Raw genomic sequence first — 16,469 nt, 5'->3', positions numbered from 1 at the left:
CTCTCACCAATGGAGCCTAGCGGGATCGAACCGCTGACCTCCTGCGTGCAAAGCAGGCGCTCTCCCAGCTGAGCTAAGGCCCCACAAGACCTCTCAAGACTAAACAAGACCAATGTGCAGTTCCTTATCCTTAGAAAGGAGGTGATCCAGCCGCACCTTCCGATACGGCTACCTTGTTACGACTTCACCCCAATCATCTATCCCACCTTAGGCGGCTGGCTCCTAAAAGGTTACCTCACCGACTTCGGGTGTTACAAACTCTCGTGGTGTGACGGGCGGTGTGTACAAGGCCCGGGAACGTATTCACCGCGGCGTGCTGATCCGCGATTACTAGCGATTCCGACTTCATGTAGGCGAGTTGCAGCCTACAATCCGAACTGAGACTGGCTTTAAGAGATTAGCTTGCCGTCACCGGCTTGCGACTCGTTGTACCAGCCATTGTAGCACGTGTGTAGCCCAGGTCATAAGGGGCATGATGATTTGACGTCATCCCCACCTTCCTCCGGTTTATTACCGGCAGTCTCGCTAGAGTGCCCAACTAAATGATGGCAACTAACAATAGGGGTTGCGCTCGTTGCGGGACTTAACCCAACATCTCACGACACGAGCTGACGACAACCATGCACCACCTGTCACCTCTGTCCCGAAGGAAAACTCTATCTCTAGAGCGGTCAGAGGGATGTCAAGACCTGGTAAGGTTCTTCGCGTTGCTTCGAATTAAACCACATGCTCCACCGCTTGTGCGGGCCCCCGTCAATTCCTTTGAGTTTCAACCTTGCGGTCGTACTCCCCAGGCGGAGTGCTTAATGCGTTAGCTGCGGCACTAAACCCCGGAAAGGGTCTAACACCTAGCACTCATCGTTTACGGCGTGGACTACCAGGGTATCTAATCCTGTTTGCTCCCCACGCTTTCGAGCCTCAGCGTCAGTTACAAGCCAGAGAGCCGCTTTCGCCACCGGTGTTCCTCCATATATCTACGCATTTCACCGCTACACATGGAATTCCACTCTCCCCTCTTGCACTCAAGTTAAACAGTTTCCAAAGCGTACTATGGTTAAGCCACAGCCTTTAACTTCAGACTTATCTAACCGCCTGCGCTCGCTTTACGCCCAATAAATCCGGACAACGCTCGGGACCTACGTATTACCGCGGCTGCTGGCACGTAGTTAGCCGTCCCTTTCTGGTAAGATACCGTCACAGTGTGAACTTTCCACTCTCACACTCATTCTTCTCTTACAACAGAGCTTTACGATCCGAAAACCTTCTTCACTCACGCGGCGTTGCTCGGTCAGACTTCCGTCCATTGCCGAAGATTCCCTACTGCTGCCTCCCGTAGGAGTCTGGGCCGTGTCTCAGTCCCAGTGTGGCCGATCACCCTCTCAGGTCGGCTATGTATCGTTGCCTTGGTGAGCCGTTACCTCACCAACTAGCTAATACAACGCAGGTCCATCTGGTAGTGATGCAATTGCACCTTTTAAGCAAATGTCATGCAACATCTACTCTTATGCGGTATTAGCTATCGTTTCCAATAGTTATCCCCCGCTACCAGGCAGGTTACCTACGCGTTACTCACCCGTTCGCAACTCATCCAGAGAAGCAAGCTCCTCCTTCAGCGTTCTACTTGCATGTATTAGGCACGCCGCCAGCGTTCGTCCTGAGCCAGGATCAAACTCTCATTAAAAGTTTGAGTTCTCACTCATTTCTGTCACTGACAGATTTATTGTTTTTTCATTGTTCAGTACTATAACTTCAGTTATAGTACTGAACATTGGTTCGTCTTGTTCAGTTTTCAAAGGTCTTTGTCACTCATTCTCTCTCGAGCGACAACTATATTAGTATATCACAGCCACCTGTCTCTGTCAACAGATTTTTTAAACTTTTTTCAAGTTTTTTTAGCCGCAATACAACATAGTCCGTACGGGATTCGAACCCGTGTTACCGCCGTGAAAAGGCGGTGTCTTAACCCCTTGACCAACGGACCTGAGCTTTTCAACTCTTTCTATTATACCTACTTTTTTACCTTTGTCAAGGACTTTTTTCAGTGAAGTTAATTTTTTCTTTTCTTCACTAACTTAACCACTGCTTCTGTCCGTGCAGTGTGGGGGAACATATCGACCGACTGGATATACTGGAGATCATAGACTTTTACTAGTTTAACCAAATCTCGTGCCAAGGTTGAAACATTGCAGGATACATAGACCATTTTGTCTGGAACATAGGTCAGAATGGTTTCCAACAGCTTATCATCTAAGCCTGTACGAGGAGGGTCGACTATCAGGGCATCCGCTCGGTAGCCATCACATTAGAACATAAAAAGAGAGGTTGAACCTCTCTAAATTTATTTTTCTTCACTCATTTTTGATTTCACTTCATCATAAGATAATGCATGGGATTCCTCTTCTACTGTCTCAGGCATTTTTCCTGTCTCGTAAAGAGATTTAATCTGTGTACTATCTAATGTTTCATATTTCAACAACGCTTCTGCAATCAACTTATGCGTTTCACGATTTGATTGGATAATTTCAGCAGCTTTGTTTCGCGCCTCAGTTAATAATGAACGAACTTCCTCATCAATCTCATAGGCTGTTTGTTCTGAAATTGATTTTTGAGGACTTTGTGCACCAAACATAGCATGATTACCTTCGTATTGAACTGGGCCAAGTTTTTCACTCATACCGTATTCAGTGACCATTGCACGCGCCATCTGTGTAGCTTGTTCAAAGTCATTTGAAGCTCCTGTCGTTTGGACATTAAAGATAATCTCTTCAGCTACACGACCACCCATCAAACCTGCTAATTGCTCTTTCATATCTTCTTTAGAAAGAAGCATTTGATCCTCTTTCGGAAGTGCAATCATGTAGCCACCTGCACGTCCACGTGGTACAATGGTAACTTTATGAACAACACGGGCATTTGACAAGACTAAACCAACAATGGTATGTCCAGCCTCATGATAAGCAACCAATTCACGTTCTCTTTGTGATACTGTTTTATCTTTCTTAGATGGTCCAGCAATCACTCTGTCCTCTGCCTCATCAATATCTGAAGCATCAATGATTGATTTGTTGCGACGGGCAGCAACCAATGCTGCTTCGTTCAATACGTTTTCCAAGTCAGCTCCCACAAAACCTGGAGTTTGTTGGGCAACTAGTTTCAAATCCACATCGTCTGCCAGAGGTTTATTTTTAGCGTGAACTTTCAAGATTGCTTCACGACCTTTAACATCAGGGCGACCAACTAAGACTTTTCTATCAAAACGTCCTGGACGGAGAAGAGCTGGATCTAGAACATCTGAACGGTTCGTCGCAGCGATAACAATAATTCCTTCATTTCCCTCAAAACCATCCATCTCAATCAAGAGTTGGTTCAAGGTTTGTTCACGTTCATCATTACCTCCACCAAGACCGACACCACGTTGGCGACCAACGGCATCAATTTCATCGATAAAGATGATGGCTGGCGCTGCTTTTTTTGCATCCTCAAAAAGTGAACGAACTCGGCTAGCCCCAACTCCGACAAACATTTCTACAAAGTCCGATCCTGAGATGCTAAAGAATGGAACTCCTGCTTCTCCAGCAACCGCCTTAGCAAGTAAGGTCTTACCTGTTCCCGGAGGTCCCTCTAAAAGAACACCCGCAGGAATACGCGCACCAAGTTTGGTAAATCGTTTTGGATCTTTTAGGAATTCAACAACTTCAACTAATTCTTGTTTTTCTTCCTCGGCACCTGCAACATCTGAAAATCGTACCTTGATATCTTCTTTGTTAGCAGCTTTGGCCTTGCTACGTCCAAAACTCATTGGATTTCGGCCACTATTTCCTCCCATATTTCCCATCATAGAGAATAAGAAGAAGAAAAGAATAGCAAATGGCACAACAGAGACAAGGATATTGATCCACATACCGCTTGAACTCTCATGTTTGACTGTTACTTCTGCCTGATGTTCAGAAGCAAGTTTTTGCAATTCTGAAACTGTTGAATCAGACGGAAGAATAGTACTTGAGAATCTTTCTACTGTTGTAGCTGTAGGAGTGAAAAATTGAATTCCCGTTTCTTCTTTACTAGTCTTAGGATTTTTATAAACACCAGACACTTCAATGATGCTACCATTTGGCTGATAGGTTAATTCTTTTACATTGTCTGCAGTAATTTCTTTTACCAGTTCTGTATAGTTAATTTTTTCGCTTCGTCCAGCAGTATTTCCAGAGTAAAAATACTGGAATCCTGTCACTAGGAAGAAGATAATTAACAAGTATAGAAATGGATTTCTAACTAAACCATTATTTTGTTTTTTCATTAAAGATAAATCTTTCTAATTTGAATAAACTTCTTCTTTCAATACTCCGACATAAGGAAGGTTACGATAATTTTCTTTATAGTCCAAACCATAACCTACTACAAACTCATTTGGAATAGTAAAACAAGTATAATCCGCTTCAATTTCAACAACACGTCCCTCTGGTTTGTCCAACAAAGTCGCGATTTTAACAGAAGCTGCTTCTCTTGCAATAAACATATCTCTCAAATTCTTCAAAGTTTGACCTGTATCGATGATATCCTCTACAAATAAAACATGTCTTCCTTTGATATCTTGAGTCACGTCTTGCTTGATATTGATGACACCACTACTTGCTGTTCCACCATGGTAACTAGATACCATCATGAAGTCCATCTCGATATGCGTATCAATATGTTTGACCAATTCAGCCATAAAAGGAATCGATCCTTTCAAAATTCCAATAAGAATTGGATTTTTCCCCTCATATTCTTTTGTTAGTTGCGCACCTAGCTTTTTAGCTGCTTCTGTAATTTCATCATGTGAAACGAGGATTTTTTTAATATCGTGTTCTAACATCTTTTTACCTATCTATTTTTTCTATATAAATCACAGTGTTCATTATATCATTTTTCGTGTTTTTACTCAAATCACTGGTCGCAATTCCTAAAATTGAGACAATTTCTCCAAATTGCTCAATAATAGGGGTTGTTTTTCGTTTTTCAATAGGGATTTTCAAATCTATAAATAAGCGTCTCAGTTTCTTTCGATGACCATTTAGGGTAATAACGTCGCCAGGTTTTCGACATCTAATATGTACAGATGTTTCCCGTGAAACCGTTACTTTTTGAACAAAATCCCCTTCAATAGGGATGCCAAAGGAAAATAAATATCCCTTATATCGAACTTGATTTTGATAGTGTAACACAAGTTCATCTTCCTTTTCATCGGCCTGAGGACTGATTTTACAAACTCGAAAATTCTGATACTCTTTTATCAATTCGTAGCCATTTTTAAGAGAATGACGATACTGGCTTTTCGTTGTTAAAATCTGTCGAACTTCATCAAACTGAGCCTTCGTCAGATTTAAGTCTGGAAATTGATTAAGATAGTTTTGGAGCAAGATTCCTTGAGTTTGTTGAGAGTATGAAAATAGCTCATTCAAATCTTCCACATCAATTTGTTTCGAAAGCTCCGTTATTGTTGCTTGGTAATCTGAAATTTCCCTTCCTAAATCTAAAAGGGCGGATTTAAGACGAGGATTTTCTTTTTCAAGCTCTGGTAAATACCTATTTCGAATGCGATTGCGAAAATAGGTATTTTCCTGATTTGTTTGATCTTCAAAATGAACAATTGGTGGAAAATCCTTTTTATGAAAAGGCAACAAGGGACGAATGATTTCAATTCCATCAACTACTTGACTTTCTTTTATTCCTGTTAAATAACGGAGCCGACTTCCTCGAATCAAGCGCATCAAAATCGTTTCAACTTGATCATCTGCATGGTGGGCAGTAACCAAGGCAGTCGCTCCAATCTCTTTCATGATTTTCCTAAAAAAATCATAACGAAACTCTCGAGCACGCGCTTCTGAAAAGTCTCCTAAGAAGCTTGTGATATAAATAGGAAGTTCAGCTGCATCAGCTAACTTCCTTAGTTCATTTTCCTCCCAGTCAGATTCCCTTCTCTGCTTGTGATTGACATGTGCTAAAATCAACTCAATTTCTAACTCATTTTGATAAGTAGACAATAGCTGGAATAAAAACATTGAGTCCAGTCCGCCAGACAAAGCTAATACGACTTTAGAATGTTTTTTGAAATACTCTTTTCGGAGAAAATGATTTAAAAAATCCTGGTCCCTCATTTTAGAACCTCATAGACATCCTTGGCTATCTTAGCAATAGTATCATAATCAGAATTTTTGGTGAAAATGGAAAGAACGAAAGGAGAATCCGTATAAACAATGGCAGTGTCATGTTTAAACTCATCGGCATCTCCAATTTTATGAGCTACCTTAACCGAAACACCTTTTGCGATTCTTTGGTTGTCAAAATCAGTCTTACCTAGAGACTCTAGGACAAAACCATTCTGATTATAAATAGCTTCCATGACTTTTCCAGCCATTTTTGAAGAAGTCAGTTTATCATTCACATCCCAATCTTCGCCCATAATGGTGGACATTTTTTCTTTAAAAGCCCCGTCAGATTGATTGGTCACGTAATAACCTAAAATATTATGAGCAACATTATCAGACTCTTTTGTTACCTTGGTAATTAACTGTTGAAGACTGTATTCTTTGTTATCTTCTTTTTTAGGTAAGCTACCACTACCTTCTGGTTTATAGGACCCAGGGAAACTATTTACTTCTGGGATATACTTGAAGCTACTGTCTAGCGTATATTCCCCTTGATTTATCTTATCTTGAGCGTAATAAAGGTAGGCTAGTTTCAAGATGCTAGCTGCATAAAGTTTGCTGTCTTCATTCACCCCAGCCTCTTTACCTGTACTCAGTTGTTTAACATAAATAGAATAATTTTCATTCTGATAGTTGTTTGATAAAACTTCTTGAACCTTCTGGATGCGATTGTCTTCTTCTGAGGTGAACTCTTTTGATACCCACCCAACTTGATTGATATGAAGAAATTCTTGTCCCTCAGCAAAGAGAGCTCTATCCACCGTTACGCGTTGATAGGGAGAGAGGGTTGAAGAAATTTCTTTCGCATCATAGGGACTGTTATAGATAACAAACCCCTGCTCCAACCATACTTGTCTATTTTGAGTTTGAACTTGACTTTGATCATAGACCAACCGCTTATCTGCAAGGATAAACTGGTGATTATCTAATTTAAAAACAGGAACACCTTGTCTATTCAAACGCCATTCTACTATTTTAAAGGTGGTTCCAGGAGTCAATTTACCAGACTCCTTGACAAGATCCTCATTAGCATAGACAGCTGTTTCTCCATATACCATTGGGGATTCCAGAGTTTCTTTATAGTAGAATCCATAATCAGACTCGGTTAGATAATAAATTTCTTGTGAAGAGTAAGGAAGCTGTTTTTCTGTGCTAACTACTCTTGAGGTTATGATAAAAGCAGGTAGCAATAAAACTACTAAGAACTTACGCATTCTTCTCTTCCCTTTCTTCTTGTAATCGTAATAAATGGTTTTTAGTTGCCAATTCCTCTAATTTTTCATCTGATAAACTTAGAAATTGCTCAACAACTTCCAATAAATTTTCCATGACATTACCTCGGAAGCAAATCAGGAATTGTGTAAATTGCTTCTCGTTTCTTTGAGTAATAGTACTTGGCGCGTGCATACTTTGCTACATAGTCTTCATCTTTCAACTTTGCAGCAAAGGCGGATTCCTTATCCTTTTCATCACTAAGAGTTTGGTACTTCTCTTTCAACTCTGTTAATTGCTGACGTCGTTGCAGTAACTGATCATAGCTTTGGGCCAAGTTATAAGTTGGTAAAATAAACAACAAGATCATCAAAATAAGGACCCAACCCATAAAACGATTTCGTTTTTGTCTCTCCTTCATCAGGTAACGACGACGTTGATGTTCATTTTGAATAAAAGAATTATTCATCTGTACAATATTTTTAGACATTTTCTTCTACCCGTGTTTCACTGAGAATTTCATACATGCCTGCTGCATCTTCTTTTTTTGTACTATCTTTCATTTCTAGTACTTTAACAAGCAACAACTTATTTCCAAAGCGAATTTCAACTTGGTCATCAACTTTCAAATCCGTTGAACTTTTGGCCAAAATTCCATTTACCTTGATTCTACCTTTATCTGCTACTTCTTTTGCGACTGTACGGCGCTTAATAATTCGTGATACTTTTAAATACTTGTCTAATCTCATTTTTATTACCTCAAATTATTATTGTACCATTTTTATCCTTTTTATAGAAGAAAAATGTTAAATGGGATTTGCTTCCTTTGATTCTTTTATCTCTAATAAACTTTCTCCAAAAATCAGCAAACCTTCTAAAATTTCATAATCCTTCTTGTTTCGGACATCAAATACAACTTCCATTAATCCCTTATTCTCAGCTATAGCTGCTTTTAAGTTCGTTGCAGATAAGGCTTTAAAATAATCTTGAGCCAAGAATAGTCGTTGAGTGACTTTTTCAAATTGAACTGTAATCTTGTTATCTTTTCTTTCCACACGTTCTACAAAGACCTTGTCCAAATATGACTTAACCAAACCAATCTCTAAAAGGTAGGCTACTACATCTGGGTATTCTCCAAATCGATCCATCAATTCTTCTTGTAGTTCTTCATAGTTGACACGATTGTCAATTTGACGAATTTTCTTGTAAATTTCAATCTTATGTCGTTGGTCAGAAATATAAGTATCAGGAAGATAAGCATCAATTTGTAAAATCAACTCAGCATTTCCTTTGATTCTTTTATTCCCATTACCGTTCCGTTTAGCAATAGCTTCCTCTAATAACTGTGAATACAATTCAAAACCAACAGAATCAATGAAACCAGACTGGGACTTTCCTAGGAGATTTCCTGCTCCGCGAATCGAAAGATCTCGCATCGCAATCTTAAATCCTGAGCCCAATTCTGTAAATCCCTTAATAGCTTCTAATCTCTTCTCAGAAACTTCACTGATTGATTTTTCTGGACGATACATGAGATAGGCATAGGCAATGCGATTGCTACGACCAACTCTTCCTCTTAATTGATACAAGGTTGACAAGCCCATATGATCTGCATTTTCAATAAATAAGGTATTGGCATTTGGAATATCTACCCCTGTCTCAATAATAGTAGTTGTCACCAAAATATCATATTGTCCTTCAATAAAGTCCAGTAGAGTATTTTCTAACTGAATTTCACTCATTTGTCCATGAACATACCCAATCGAAGCCTCTGGAATCAACTCCTGTAATTCCGAAACCTTCTGGTCAATTGTGTCAACTTTATTGTAAAGATAGTAAACTTGACCTCCACGCTCCATTTCGCGCAAGACAGCATCACGAATCACACTATCATTCTTTTCCAAAACATAGGTTTGAACAGGATAGCGATTGGTTGGAGGAGTTTCAATAACAGACAAATCTCTGATTCCTAGCATAGACATATGAAGAGTACGAGGAATCGGCGTTGCTGTCAAGGTTAGAACATCTACTTGTTTTTTTAGTTCTTTCAAAGTTTCCTTATGCTTAACACCGAATCGTTGTTCCTCATCAATAATCATCAAGCCCAAATCTGAAAACACAACATCTTTTGACAAAACACGATGCGTTCCAATCAAAATATCGACTTGACCATTCTTTAGTTTTTCAAGTGTTTCTGCCTGCTCTTTTTTACTTCTAAAGCGACTCAACACATCAATATTAACAGCAAAATTTTGGAATCGTTCCTTAAAATTCGTATAGTGCTGTTGCGCTAAAACCGTCGTTGGAACTAGAACGACCACCTGTTTGTGATCATTGACTGCCTTAAAAGCAGCACGCATTGCTACTTCAGTCTTCCCAAAACCAACATCTCCAACCAAAAGTCGATCCATGGGGTGAGAATCCTGCATATCTCTCTTGATTTCCTCAATACTACGAAGTTGATCATCCGTTTCAACATAAGGGAAAGCATCATCAAAAGCATGTTGCTCATCATCATCAGCTGAGAAAGCAAACCCCTTCAACTGACTACGCTCAGAATAAAGCTTGATTAAATCGTCAGCTATATCCTCTACTTGTTTCTTAACTTTTTGCTTGGCCTTTTTGAAATGACCATCATTTAATTTATTAAGTTTTGGCGCTTTCCCATCACTTGAAACATATTTAGACAGTAACTGAATCTGCTCTACTGGGATGGAGATTTGGTCACCATTTTGATACTGTACACTGACATAATCACGGTGAATCCCTTTGATTTCAATTGTTTCGATTCCTAAATATTGACCAATTCCATGAATATGGTGAACAACGTAGTCACCTTTTTCAAGTTCATTATAATCTTTTAATCGCTCTGCGTTTGAAGCATGTTGTCTTCGAAACCGACGTTTTAATTTCTTTTGAAAAATCTCATGTTCAGTAATCAAGAGAATTTTTTCATCTACAAAATGAAAACCATGTCTTAGATTACCCTCAATCAAGTTTACAGATTCTTTACAGATACTTGACTTATCTTTGGAATCCAATTTGATCTGGTATTCCTCTAAAACATCTTCCAATGTTTTACTGCCCATTGAATTGCTAGACTGCAAAACAATGGTGTAGTCCATTTTTTTGTATCGCTCAATTTCTTCTTTAAGAAAAGAAAACTGATTGAAAAACTCTTGCATGGGGTATTGATTAAATTGATAAATGTGATCAAACTTGAGATTTCCTAAACCCTTTTGAAGATTGGAGAAAAAGGTAACTGGACTTTGTTTTTTATAGGTTTGCTCTGTATCTGCAAAATACTGCATCTCAGAAAATGATTTACTATTCTGTAAATCTTCTGTAAAGTATTGTGCTAATTCTCTTTCAAATACTTCATACTGATTCATCAATTTTTGATAATCATCAAAGAATACTGGTGTATTTTTTTCAGTATAATCAAATATAGTCCATGTTTTTTCATAACATAAAGACAAAAACTTTCGACTATCTGAATGTACTTGTTTTTGATGAAAACTTGACAAAATTTCTTCTAGATAGGATTTCAAAATCGGTGATAGAGTCTTCGAAATTTGCTTTTCTAAAGCTGACTGTCCTCGTTGATAATCTTTTTCTCTCAAAAGTATGTCGCTAGCTGGAAAGATAGTGAGGTTTGTCTGATTTTCTTTCGATAATTGTGTTTCGACTTCAAAAGTACGAATACCATCTACTTCATCACCAAAAAACTCAATTCGGAAAGGTTCTAACTGAGACATCTCAAAAATATCTAAAATATCTCCTCGAATACTAAACTCACCTTGTGTCTGTACTTGAGTAACTTTTCGATATCCAATTTCCTTTAATTTGTGAAGTAGCTCGTGTTGGTCATATTCTTCACCAACCGCAATCCTTATAATACTTTCTTTAAATCTAGTCGGAGAGGGTAAGATCAACCGACTCGCTGCGATATTACAAACTAAAATCCCTTTCTTAGACGGATCACTCAAAAAACGCAAGGCATCAACCCGCGAAATGATTTTTTCTTGCGAAGACATCAAAAACTCTACCATAGGAGAGTCATCTACCAAAAAAGGATAGACAACTTCCTCTCCTAAGAGAGAAAGAAGATCACTGATAATTCGTTCTGCTTCTCCATAAGTTGAAGTCAGTAACACAATCTTATTTTCTTTTTCTAGACTGCTTGCAATTGCAAGAGCCTTGGTAGACGTTGATAAACCAAGTATTAGTTGTCTTTTCTTATTTATAAGATTTTGATGCCATTTTTTTATCTGGTCATTTTCTGAGAATAAACCTAATAAAGTCACCATTTATCCATTATACCTCTGCATTGTTTTCTCAAAGTTTTTCTCTTGTAAATAGTAGTTTACAGCATCGTCAACCTTGTCAATAGAATGTAAAATACCCACATAGTCATCCTGATCAAACTTACTTAAAACATGATGAACAACCGACATGCCTTTTTTAGGTCTTCCAATACCTATTTTAACACGGTTAAATACCTCAGTCCCTATATGTTGAATAATAGATTTGATCCCATTATGACCACCTGCTGAGCCCTTTGCTCTTAAACGAATTTTTCCGACTTCCATGTCAAGGTCGTCGTAAATAACGAGTAAATCATCAATATCCAAACCATAGTAAGTCAATAAAGCATGAACCGCTTTTCCACTTTCATTCATAAATGTTGTTGGTTTGACCAGATAAATTTTTTCTCCATTGAAGAAAAAAGATGCTAGGTCAGCTTGAAATATCTTGTCATGTGTAAAGGTAACATTTTGTTTTTTGGCCAATTGGTCAATCAACATAAATCCAACGTTGTGCTTGGTTTCAAAATATTTATCCCCTGGATTTCCTAATCCAACAAGTAATTTAGTCATTTATTTTTCCTTTCAAAAGCCAAAAGGGTTGGAATTTTTTTCCAACCTAATTGACACTATTTATTAAATGTTATTAAACGTTAAAGCGGAATTCCATGATATCGCCATCTTGAACGATATATTCTTTTCCTTCTTCACGCAAGCGTCCAGCTTCTTTTACAGCCTTTTCAGATCCATATTTCACTAGATCCTCATATGACATTGTTACTGCACGAATAAAGCCTTTTTCAAAGTCTGAGTGGATAATACCAGCTACTTGAGGAGCTTTCATCCCTCGCTTAAAGGTCCAAGCACGGACTTCTTTTTCACCAGCTGTGAAGTAAGTTCCAAGCCCAAGCAAGTGATAGGCTGCACGAGTCAACTTGTCAACACCTGATTCTGTCAAGCCAAGTGCTTCAAGAAACTCTTGCTTATCTTCATCATCTAACTCAGAAATTTCTTCCTCAGCACGCGCAGAAATAACTACTACCTCTGCATTTTCTGTCGCTGCGAATTCACGAATTTGCTTCACATATTCGATAGAATCTGGATCTGAAACTACATCCTCATCCACATTAGCAACATAAAGAACTGGTTTAGTGGTCAAAAGGAAGAGACCTTTGACAACCTTTTGTTCCTCATCTGTGAATTCAATGGTACGAGCTGATTTTCCATCTTCAAGGACTGGTTTAATCTTTTGAAGAACATTAAACTCTGCTACTGATTCTTTATCTTTTTGCGTACGTGCCATCTTTTCTACACGCGCATAGCGTTTATTAACTGATTCTAAGTCCGCAAGAATCAACTCCAGGTTAATGGTATCAATATCTGCAAGTGGATCCACAAAGGCGTCTTCACGTCCTTGTTCGCGCATCACATTTTCATCATCAAAAGCACGAACTACGTGAACAATCGCATCTACCTCACGGATATTGGCCAAGAATTTATTACCTAGACCTTCTCCTTTTGATGCTCCTTTTACAATCCCTGCAATATCTGTAAATTCAAAGGTTGTTGGGACTGTCTTTTTAGGGGTAATCATTTCCGTTAGTTTTTGTAGACGTTCATCTGGAACTTCCACCATCCCAACGTTTGGATCAATAGTCGCAAATGGGTAGTTTGCCGCCTCTGCTCCTGCTTTTGTAATTGCATTAAAAAGGGTTGATTTACCAACGTTTGGCAAACCAACGATACCTGCTGTTAAAGCCATAGTTTCTCATTCTCCGTTCTCATTTCAATCCCTAACATTATAACACAAAAAGGGAAAACTTGCTAACCCTCTAACTAAGGGTTCTTAGTCAATAATCTTATTCATTTTTCGTTCAAAATCATAGCGACTCATCATAACAACGTGATCACAATTGCTACATTTGAGTTTGATATCTGCCCCTACACGTGTAATTTCCCAACGATTGGCCTTTTTACCTGTTGACTTGATGGTGCAAGCATGTGGTTTTTTCATTTCAACAAAATTTCCAACTTGATACATACTACTCTCCTTTTCTTTTTCGATTATATCATAAAAGAGGCGAGCCAGGCTCAACCTCTTTCACTTAATTTGTACGAACTGGTGTAATGAGCTGCATGAAATTTTCGTCAGTATCTGCTGGCACAAGAGTAAATGGACGAACAGCTGAGATAAAGCTAATAGTTACCTTTTCGCTATTTAAAGCCTTGAGGGAATCAATCAAGTAAGTTGGGTTAAAACTAATAGTCAAATCATCACCAGTCACCTGCTCAGTATCGATTTCTTCGTTTACTTTACCAACTTCAGGAGAATGAACGTGGGCGCTAACAACACCACCTTTAATTTCAAGCTTCACAGTACCATTTTGAGTCGCACTTGATAAGAGACGTGCACGCTCCATAGATTGACGCAAATTAACCACATCAAAAGTAATTGTAGTGTTAAAGTCTGTTGGAATCAAGCGATCTGTATCAGGATAATTACCTTCTAGGAGACGAGTATAGAAACTAATATTTTCGCTTCTAAAGAGGATTTGATTATTGGCAAAGAAAATCTCCACTGTTTCAATATCATCCGTAAATACAGCTGAAAATTCACGTAGAGAGCGACTAGGAATTACTACATCGAAATCATCACCATTTTTTTCAAGAGTCAATTTCTTCTGGCTAAGGCGGTGTGAGTCTGTCGCAACTGTTTTTAGTTCCTTGTGTTGGCTCAAAACAAAATGGACACCAGTCAAAATTGGACGACTTTCTTGCGTACTTGCAGCAAAAGCTGTTTCATTGATAATTTTCTTAAGTAGTTTGGTTTCAAGAACCAAAGGTGTGCTTGCTGAAATTTCTTGGATTCGTGGGTATTGTTCGCTATCTTTTCCTTTTAGGGTAATTTCTGATTTGCCACTGGTTAAGACAATTTGTTTTTGTTCAATCTCTTTGAAATCAAGCGTTACATCTGGAAGACTAGATACAACATTGATAAAGAAAGAAGCTTCTAGAAGAATCGAACCCAAAGAAGTTATCAAGAGACCAGCATCTTCATTCTTTTGAGAAATGAAATTTTCAATAGAAATTTGACCGTTTGATCCAATTAAAGTAATTCCTTCATTGGTAACGTCAATTTTGATTGTTGATAAAATTGGAATAGCATTTTTAGAGCTTATTGCTCGTTTTGTAGTATTTAAGGCCTGTAGAAATAAATTTTTATTGATTGAAAAATGAATCATGGATTCTCCTTTATTTATTTTTAGTATTAGAAAGTTAATAGTAATAATAGAGTCTGTGAATTCTGTGGAAAACTGGGTGCTATTTAGTAAACTTAAGCTTATAAGCTTGTTTAAAAAATGTGGATAAAAAAGATAAGAAAGGAAAAGTTATCCACAACCTACTTAATTTTCTTTTTGATTGCTTCTATTTCTAAACGTAAATTATCGTCTTCGTCAATCAATGATTTAATTTTAGCATGGGCATGAATAACGGTGGTGTGATCCTTTCCGCCAAATTCTTTTCCGATTTTTGGAAGACTATTATCTGTCAGTTCTCTAGCTAGGTACATGGCAACTTGACGTGCTAAAACGATGTTTTGAACTCGTCTCGTACCCTTCATTTCTTTGACACTCACTCCATAAAAATTACCAACTTCAGTTTGAATTTTCTCAATTGGAATAACAAGTATCTGGCGGGCGTCTTGCTTACGTGCTCTAATAGCTTCCGCAGCAATATCAATAGTAATATCCTTAATCTTCTTCACTCTGGCAATTAAAGTGATATCGTTGATTGCTCCTTCCAATTCTCGAACATTTGAATCAAATTGGCCAGCCAAGTATTCCAGAGTATCACTTTGGAAATGGTAATCCAAATGCTCTGTTTTACTTTGAAGAATGGCGATACGTGTCTCAAAGTCAGGAGGAGTGATATTTTGCGTCAATCCCCAGCTAAAGCGCGTGACAAGTCTCTCTTCAAGTCCTTCTAGGTGTTTAGGACTTCGATCACTGGTTAGAACAATCTGTTTCTGTTTATCATGAAGAGCATTGAAGGTATTGAAAAATTCTTCCTGGGTCGCGACTTTTTTGCCACTGAGAGATTGGATATCATCGATCAACAAGAGATCAAGACTACGGTAAGTCTTTTTGAACTTTTCCATTTCCCCAAGTCGCAAGTGTTCAAGAAAGTCATTGATAAAGCTTTCGGCAGGAATGTATTTGACACGCGCATCAGGAATATTTTTCAAAATCTCATTTCCAATCGCATTGAGCAAATGAGTCTTTCCAAGACCAGGTCCTCCATAGATGAAAAGAGGATTATAGGTCAGAGCTAAATCTTCAGATACAGCTAGTGCAGCAGACACCGCCCAAACATTCCCATCACCTTGAATAAAGTTATCAAAGGTATATTTTTCTTTTAATCCTGTTTCAGAATAGGGAATCGTTGGTAGTGCAGGCGTATAATCGTAAGTAGAGACACTATTCGTATCATTTACTTGAGGAGATTCTGTACTCTGAGGTTTAGTGAAAATATAGTGAGGTTTGATTTCAGAATCATAAATTTCAAAACCAGCAGCAACAATAATATCTTTTAATTGCTTTTCCCACACCATTTCCATCTCTGATCTCGGTAGAAATATAGTAGCTGTGTTTTCTTCTACTTTGATGAGTTCAGCAGGTGTAGCATAGAAATCATACATAGATCGAGTCAATCTTTCTTGAGCAAATTCTAAAATACGATTCCAAAATTGTTTTTCTTTCAA

Annotated in this window: 13 protein-coding genes, 2 tRNA genes, 1 rRNA gene and 1 pseudogene; all 17 read right to left on the bottom strand. The window is 38.3% G+C overall.

Features of this window, described 5'->3' with window-relative positions; all coding sequences use genetic code 11:
• Positions 1-10: 10 nt before the first annotated feature.
• Positions 11-83: transfer RNA gene (locus DG474_RS00085), tRNA-Ala, on the bottom strand.
• A 51-nt stretch (positions 84-134) separates the two neighbouring features.
• Positions 135-1,681, bottom strand: a 16S ribosomal RNA gene (locus DG474_RS00080).
• Between the two features lie 228 nt (positions 1,682-1,909).
• Positions 1,910-1,981, bottom strand: a tRNA-Glu gene (locus tag DG474_RS00075).
• 66 nt (positions 1,982-2,047) lie between these two features.
• Positions 2,048-2,299 (bottom strand): annotated as a pseudogene (locus DG474_RS00070) (23S rRNA (uracil(1939)-C(5))-methyltransferase RlmD); the annotation flags it as partial.
• Between the two features lie 39 nt (positions 2,300-2,338).
• Positions 2,339-4,297, bottom strand: coding sequence for an ATP-dependent zinc metalloprotease FtsH (ftsH, locus tag DG474_RS00065; RefSeq protein ID WP_255778235.1), 1,959 nt, complete (start codon positions 4,295-4,297; stop codon positions 2,339-2,341).
• A 15-nt stretch (positions 4,298-4,312) separates the two neighbouring features.
• Complete coding sequence (gene hpt, locus DG474_RS00060) at positions 4,313-4,855, bottom strand: hypoxanthine phosphoribosyltransferase (protein WP_000889402.1); 543 nt, start codon at positions 4,853-4,855, stop codon at positions 4,313-4,315.
• A 4-nt stretch (positions 4,856-4,859) separates the two neighbouring features.
• A complete protein-coding gene (gene tilS / locus DG474_RS00055) occupies positions 4,860-6,137 on the bottom strand; it encodes a tRNA lysidine(34) synthetase TilS (protein WP_255778232.1) in 1,278 nt (425 codons plus the stop codon).
• Complete coding sequence (locus tag DG474_RS00050) at positions 6,134-7,402, bottom strand: serine hydrolase (RefSeq protein ID WP_070569610.1); 1,269 nt, start codon at positions 7,400-7,402, stop codon at positions 6,134-6,136. The genes tilS and DG474_RS00050 overlap by 4 nt, the downstream gene beginning before the upstream one ends.
• Positions 7,395-7,517, bottom strand: coding sequence for an SP_0009 family protein (locus tag DG474_RS00045; protein ID WP_000429344.1), 123 nt, complete (start codon positions 7,515-7,517; stop codon positions 7,395-7,397). The genes DG474_RS00050 and DG474_RS00045 overlap by 8 nt, the downstream gene beginning before the upstream one ends.
• Before the next feature lie 4 nt (positions 7,518-7,521).
• Positions 7,522-7,890, bottom strand: coding sequence for a septum formation initiator family protein (locus DG474_RS00040; protein WP_255778230.1), 369 nt, complete (start codon positions 7,888-7,890; stop codon positions 7,522-7,524).
• Complete coding sequence (locus DG474_RS00035) at positions 7,883-8,149, bottom strand: RNA-binding S4 domain-containing protein (RefSeq protein WP_001234975.1); 267 nt, start codon at positions 8,147-8,149, stop codon at positions 7,883-7,885. The genes DG474_RS00040 and DG474_RS00035 overlap by 8 nt, the downstream gene beginning before the upstream one ends.
• 57 nt (positions 8,150-8,206) lie before the next feature.
• Entirely contained in the window at positions 8,207-11,710 is a 3,504-nt protein-coding gene (gene mfd / locus DG474_RS00030) for a transcription-repair coupling factor (protein ID WP_255778229.1), read from the bottom strand.
• Positions 11,711-12,280, bottom strand: coding sequence for an aminoacyl-tRNA hydrolase (gene pth, locus DG474_RS00025; protein WP_255778228.1), 570 nt, complete (start codon positions 12,278-12,280; stop codon positions 11,711-11,713).
• A 73-nt stretch (positions 12,281-12,353) separates the two neighbouring features.
• Positions 12,354-13,469: a redox-regulated ATPase YchF gene (ychF, locus tag DG474_RS00020; RefSeq protein WP_001218703.1), complete on the bottom strand. Its 1,116-nt coding sequence runs from the start codon at positions 13,467-13,469 to the stop codon at positions 12,354-12,356.
• Between the two features lie 84 nt (positions 13,470-13,553).
• Positions 13,554-13,748 carry a DUF951 domain-containing protein gene (locus DG474_RS00015; protein ID WP_255778226.1) on the bottom strand — a complete coding sequence of 65 codons (195 nt, stop codon included), beginning with the start codon at positions 13,746-13,748 and terminating at the stop codon, positions 13,554-13,556.
• A gap of 64 nt (positions 13,749-13,812) precedes the next feature.
• On the bottom strand, positions 13,813-14,949 hold the full coding sequence (gene dnaN / locus DG474_RS00010) for a DNA polymerase III subunit beta (RefSeq protein WP_255778225.1): 1,137 nt from the start codon (positions 14,947-14,949) through the stop codon (positions 13,813-13,815).
• Between the two features lie 158 nt (positions 14,950-15,107).
• Positions 15,108-16,469 (bottom strand): chromosomal replication initiator protein DnaA, encoded by a 1,362-nt coding sequence (dnaA, locus tag DG474_RS00005; RefSeq protein WP_000660630.1) that lies wholly within the window; start codon positions 16,467-16,469, stop codon positions 15,108-15,110.

The organism is Streptococcus oralis (assembly GCF_024399415.1).
GTDB lineage: Bacteria > Bacillota > Bacilli > Lactobacillales > Streptococcaceae > Streptococcus > Streptococcus oralis_CS.
This window is presented reverse-complemented; position numbering and strand designations above follow the sequence as displayed.

Coding starts and splice junctions, on each gene's coding strand:
- DG474_RS00015 (WP_255778226.1), bottom strand. CDS start 13,748: ATGTATCAAGTTGGAAATTTTGTTGAAATGAAAAAACCACATGCTTGC.
- tilS (WP_255778232.1), bottom strand. CDS start 6,137: ATGAGGGACCAGGATTTTTTAAATCATTTTCTCCGAAAAGAGTATTTC.
- hpt (WP_000889402.1), bottom strand. CDS start 4,855: ATGTTAGAACACGATATTAAAAAAATCCTCGTTTCACATGATGAAATT.
- pth (WP_255778228.1), bottom strand. CDS start 12,280: ATGACTAAATTACTTGTTGGATTAGGAAATCCAGGGGATAAATATTTT.
- DG474_RS00050 (WP_070569610.1), bottom strand. CDS start 7,402: ATGCGTAAGTTCTTAGTAGTTTTATTGCTACCTGCTTTTATCATAACC.
- DG474_RS00040 (WP_255778230.1), bottom strand. CDS start 7,890: ATGTCTAAAAATATTGTACAGATGAATAATTCTTTTATTCAAAATGAA.
- DG474_RS00045 (WP_000429344.1), bottom strand. CDS start 7,517: ATGGAAAATTTATTGGAAGTTGTTGAGCAATTTCTAAGTTTATCAGAT.
- mfd (WP_255778229.1), bottom strand. CDS start 11,710: ATGGTGACTTTATTAGGTTTATTCTCAGAAAATGACCAGATAAAAAAA.
- DG474_RS00035 (WP_001234975.1), bottom strand. CDS start 8,149: ATGAGATTAGACAAGTATTTAAAAGTATCACGAATTATTAAGCGCCGT.
- ftsH (WP_255778235.1), bottom strand. CDS start 4,297: ATGAAAAAACAAAATAATGGTTTAGTTAGAAATCCATTTCTATACTTG.
- ychF (WP_001218703.1), bottom strand. CDS start 13,469: ATGGCTTTAACAGCAGGTATCGTTGGTTTGCCAAACGTTGGTAAATCA.
- dnaN (WP_255778225.1), bottom strand. CDS start 14,949: ATGATTCATTTTTCAATCAATAAAAATTTATTTCTACAGGCCTTAAAT.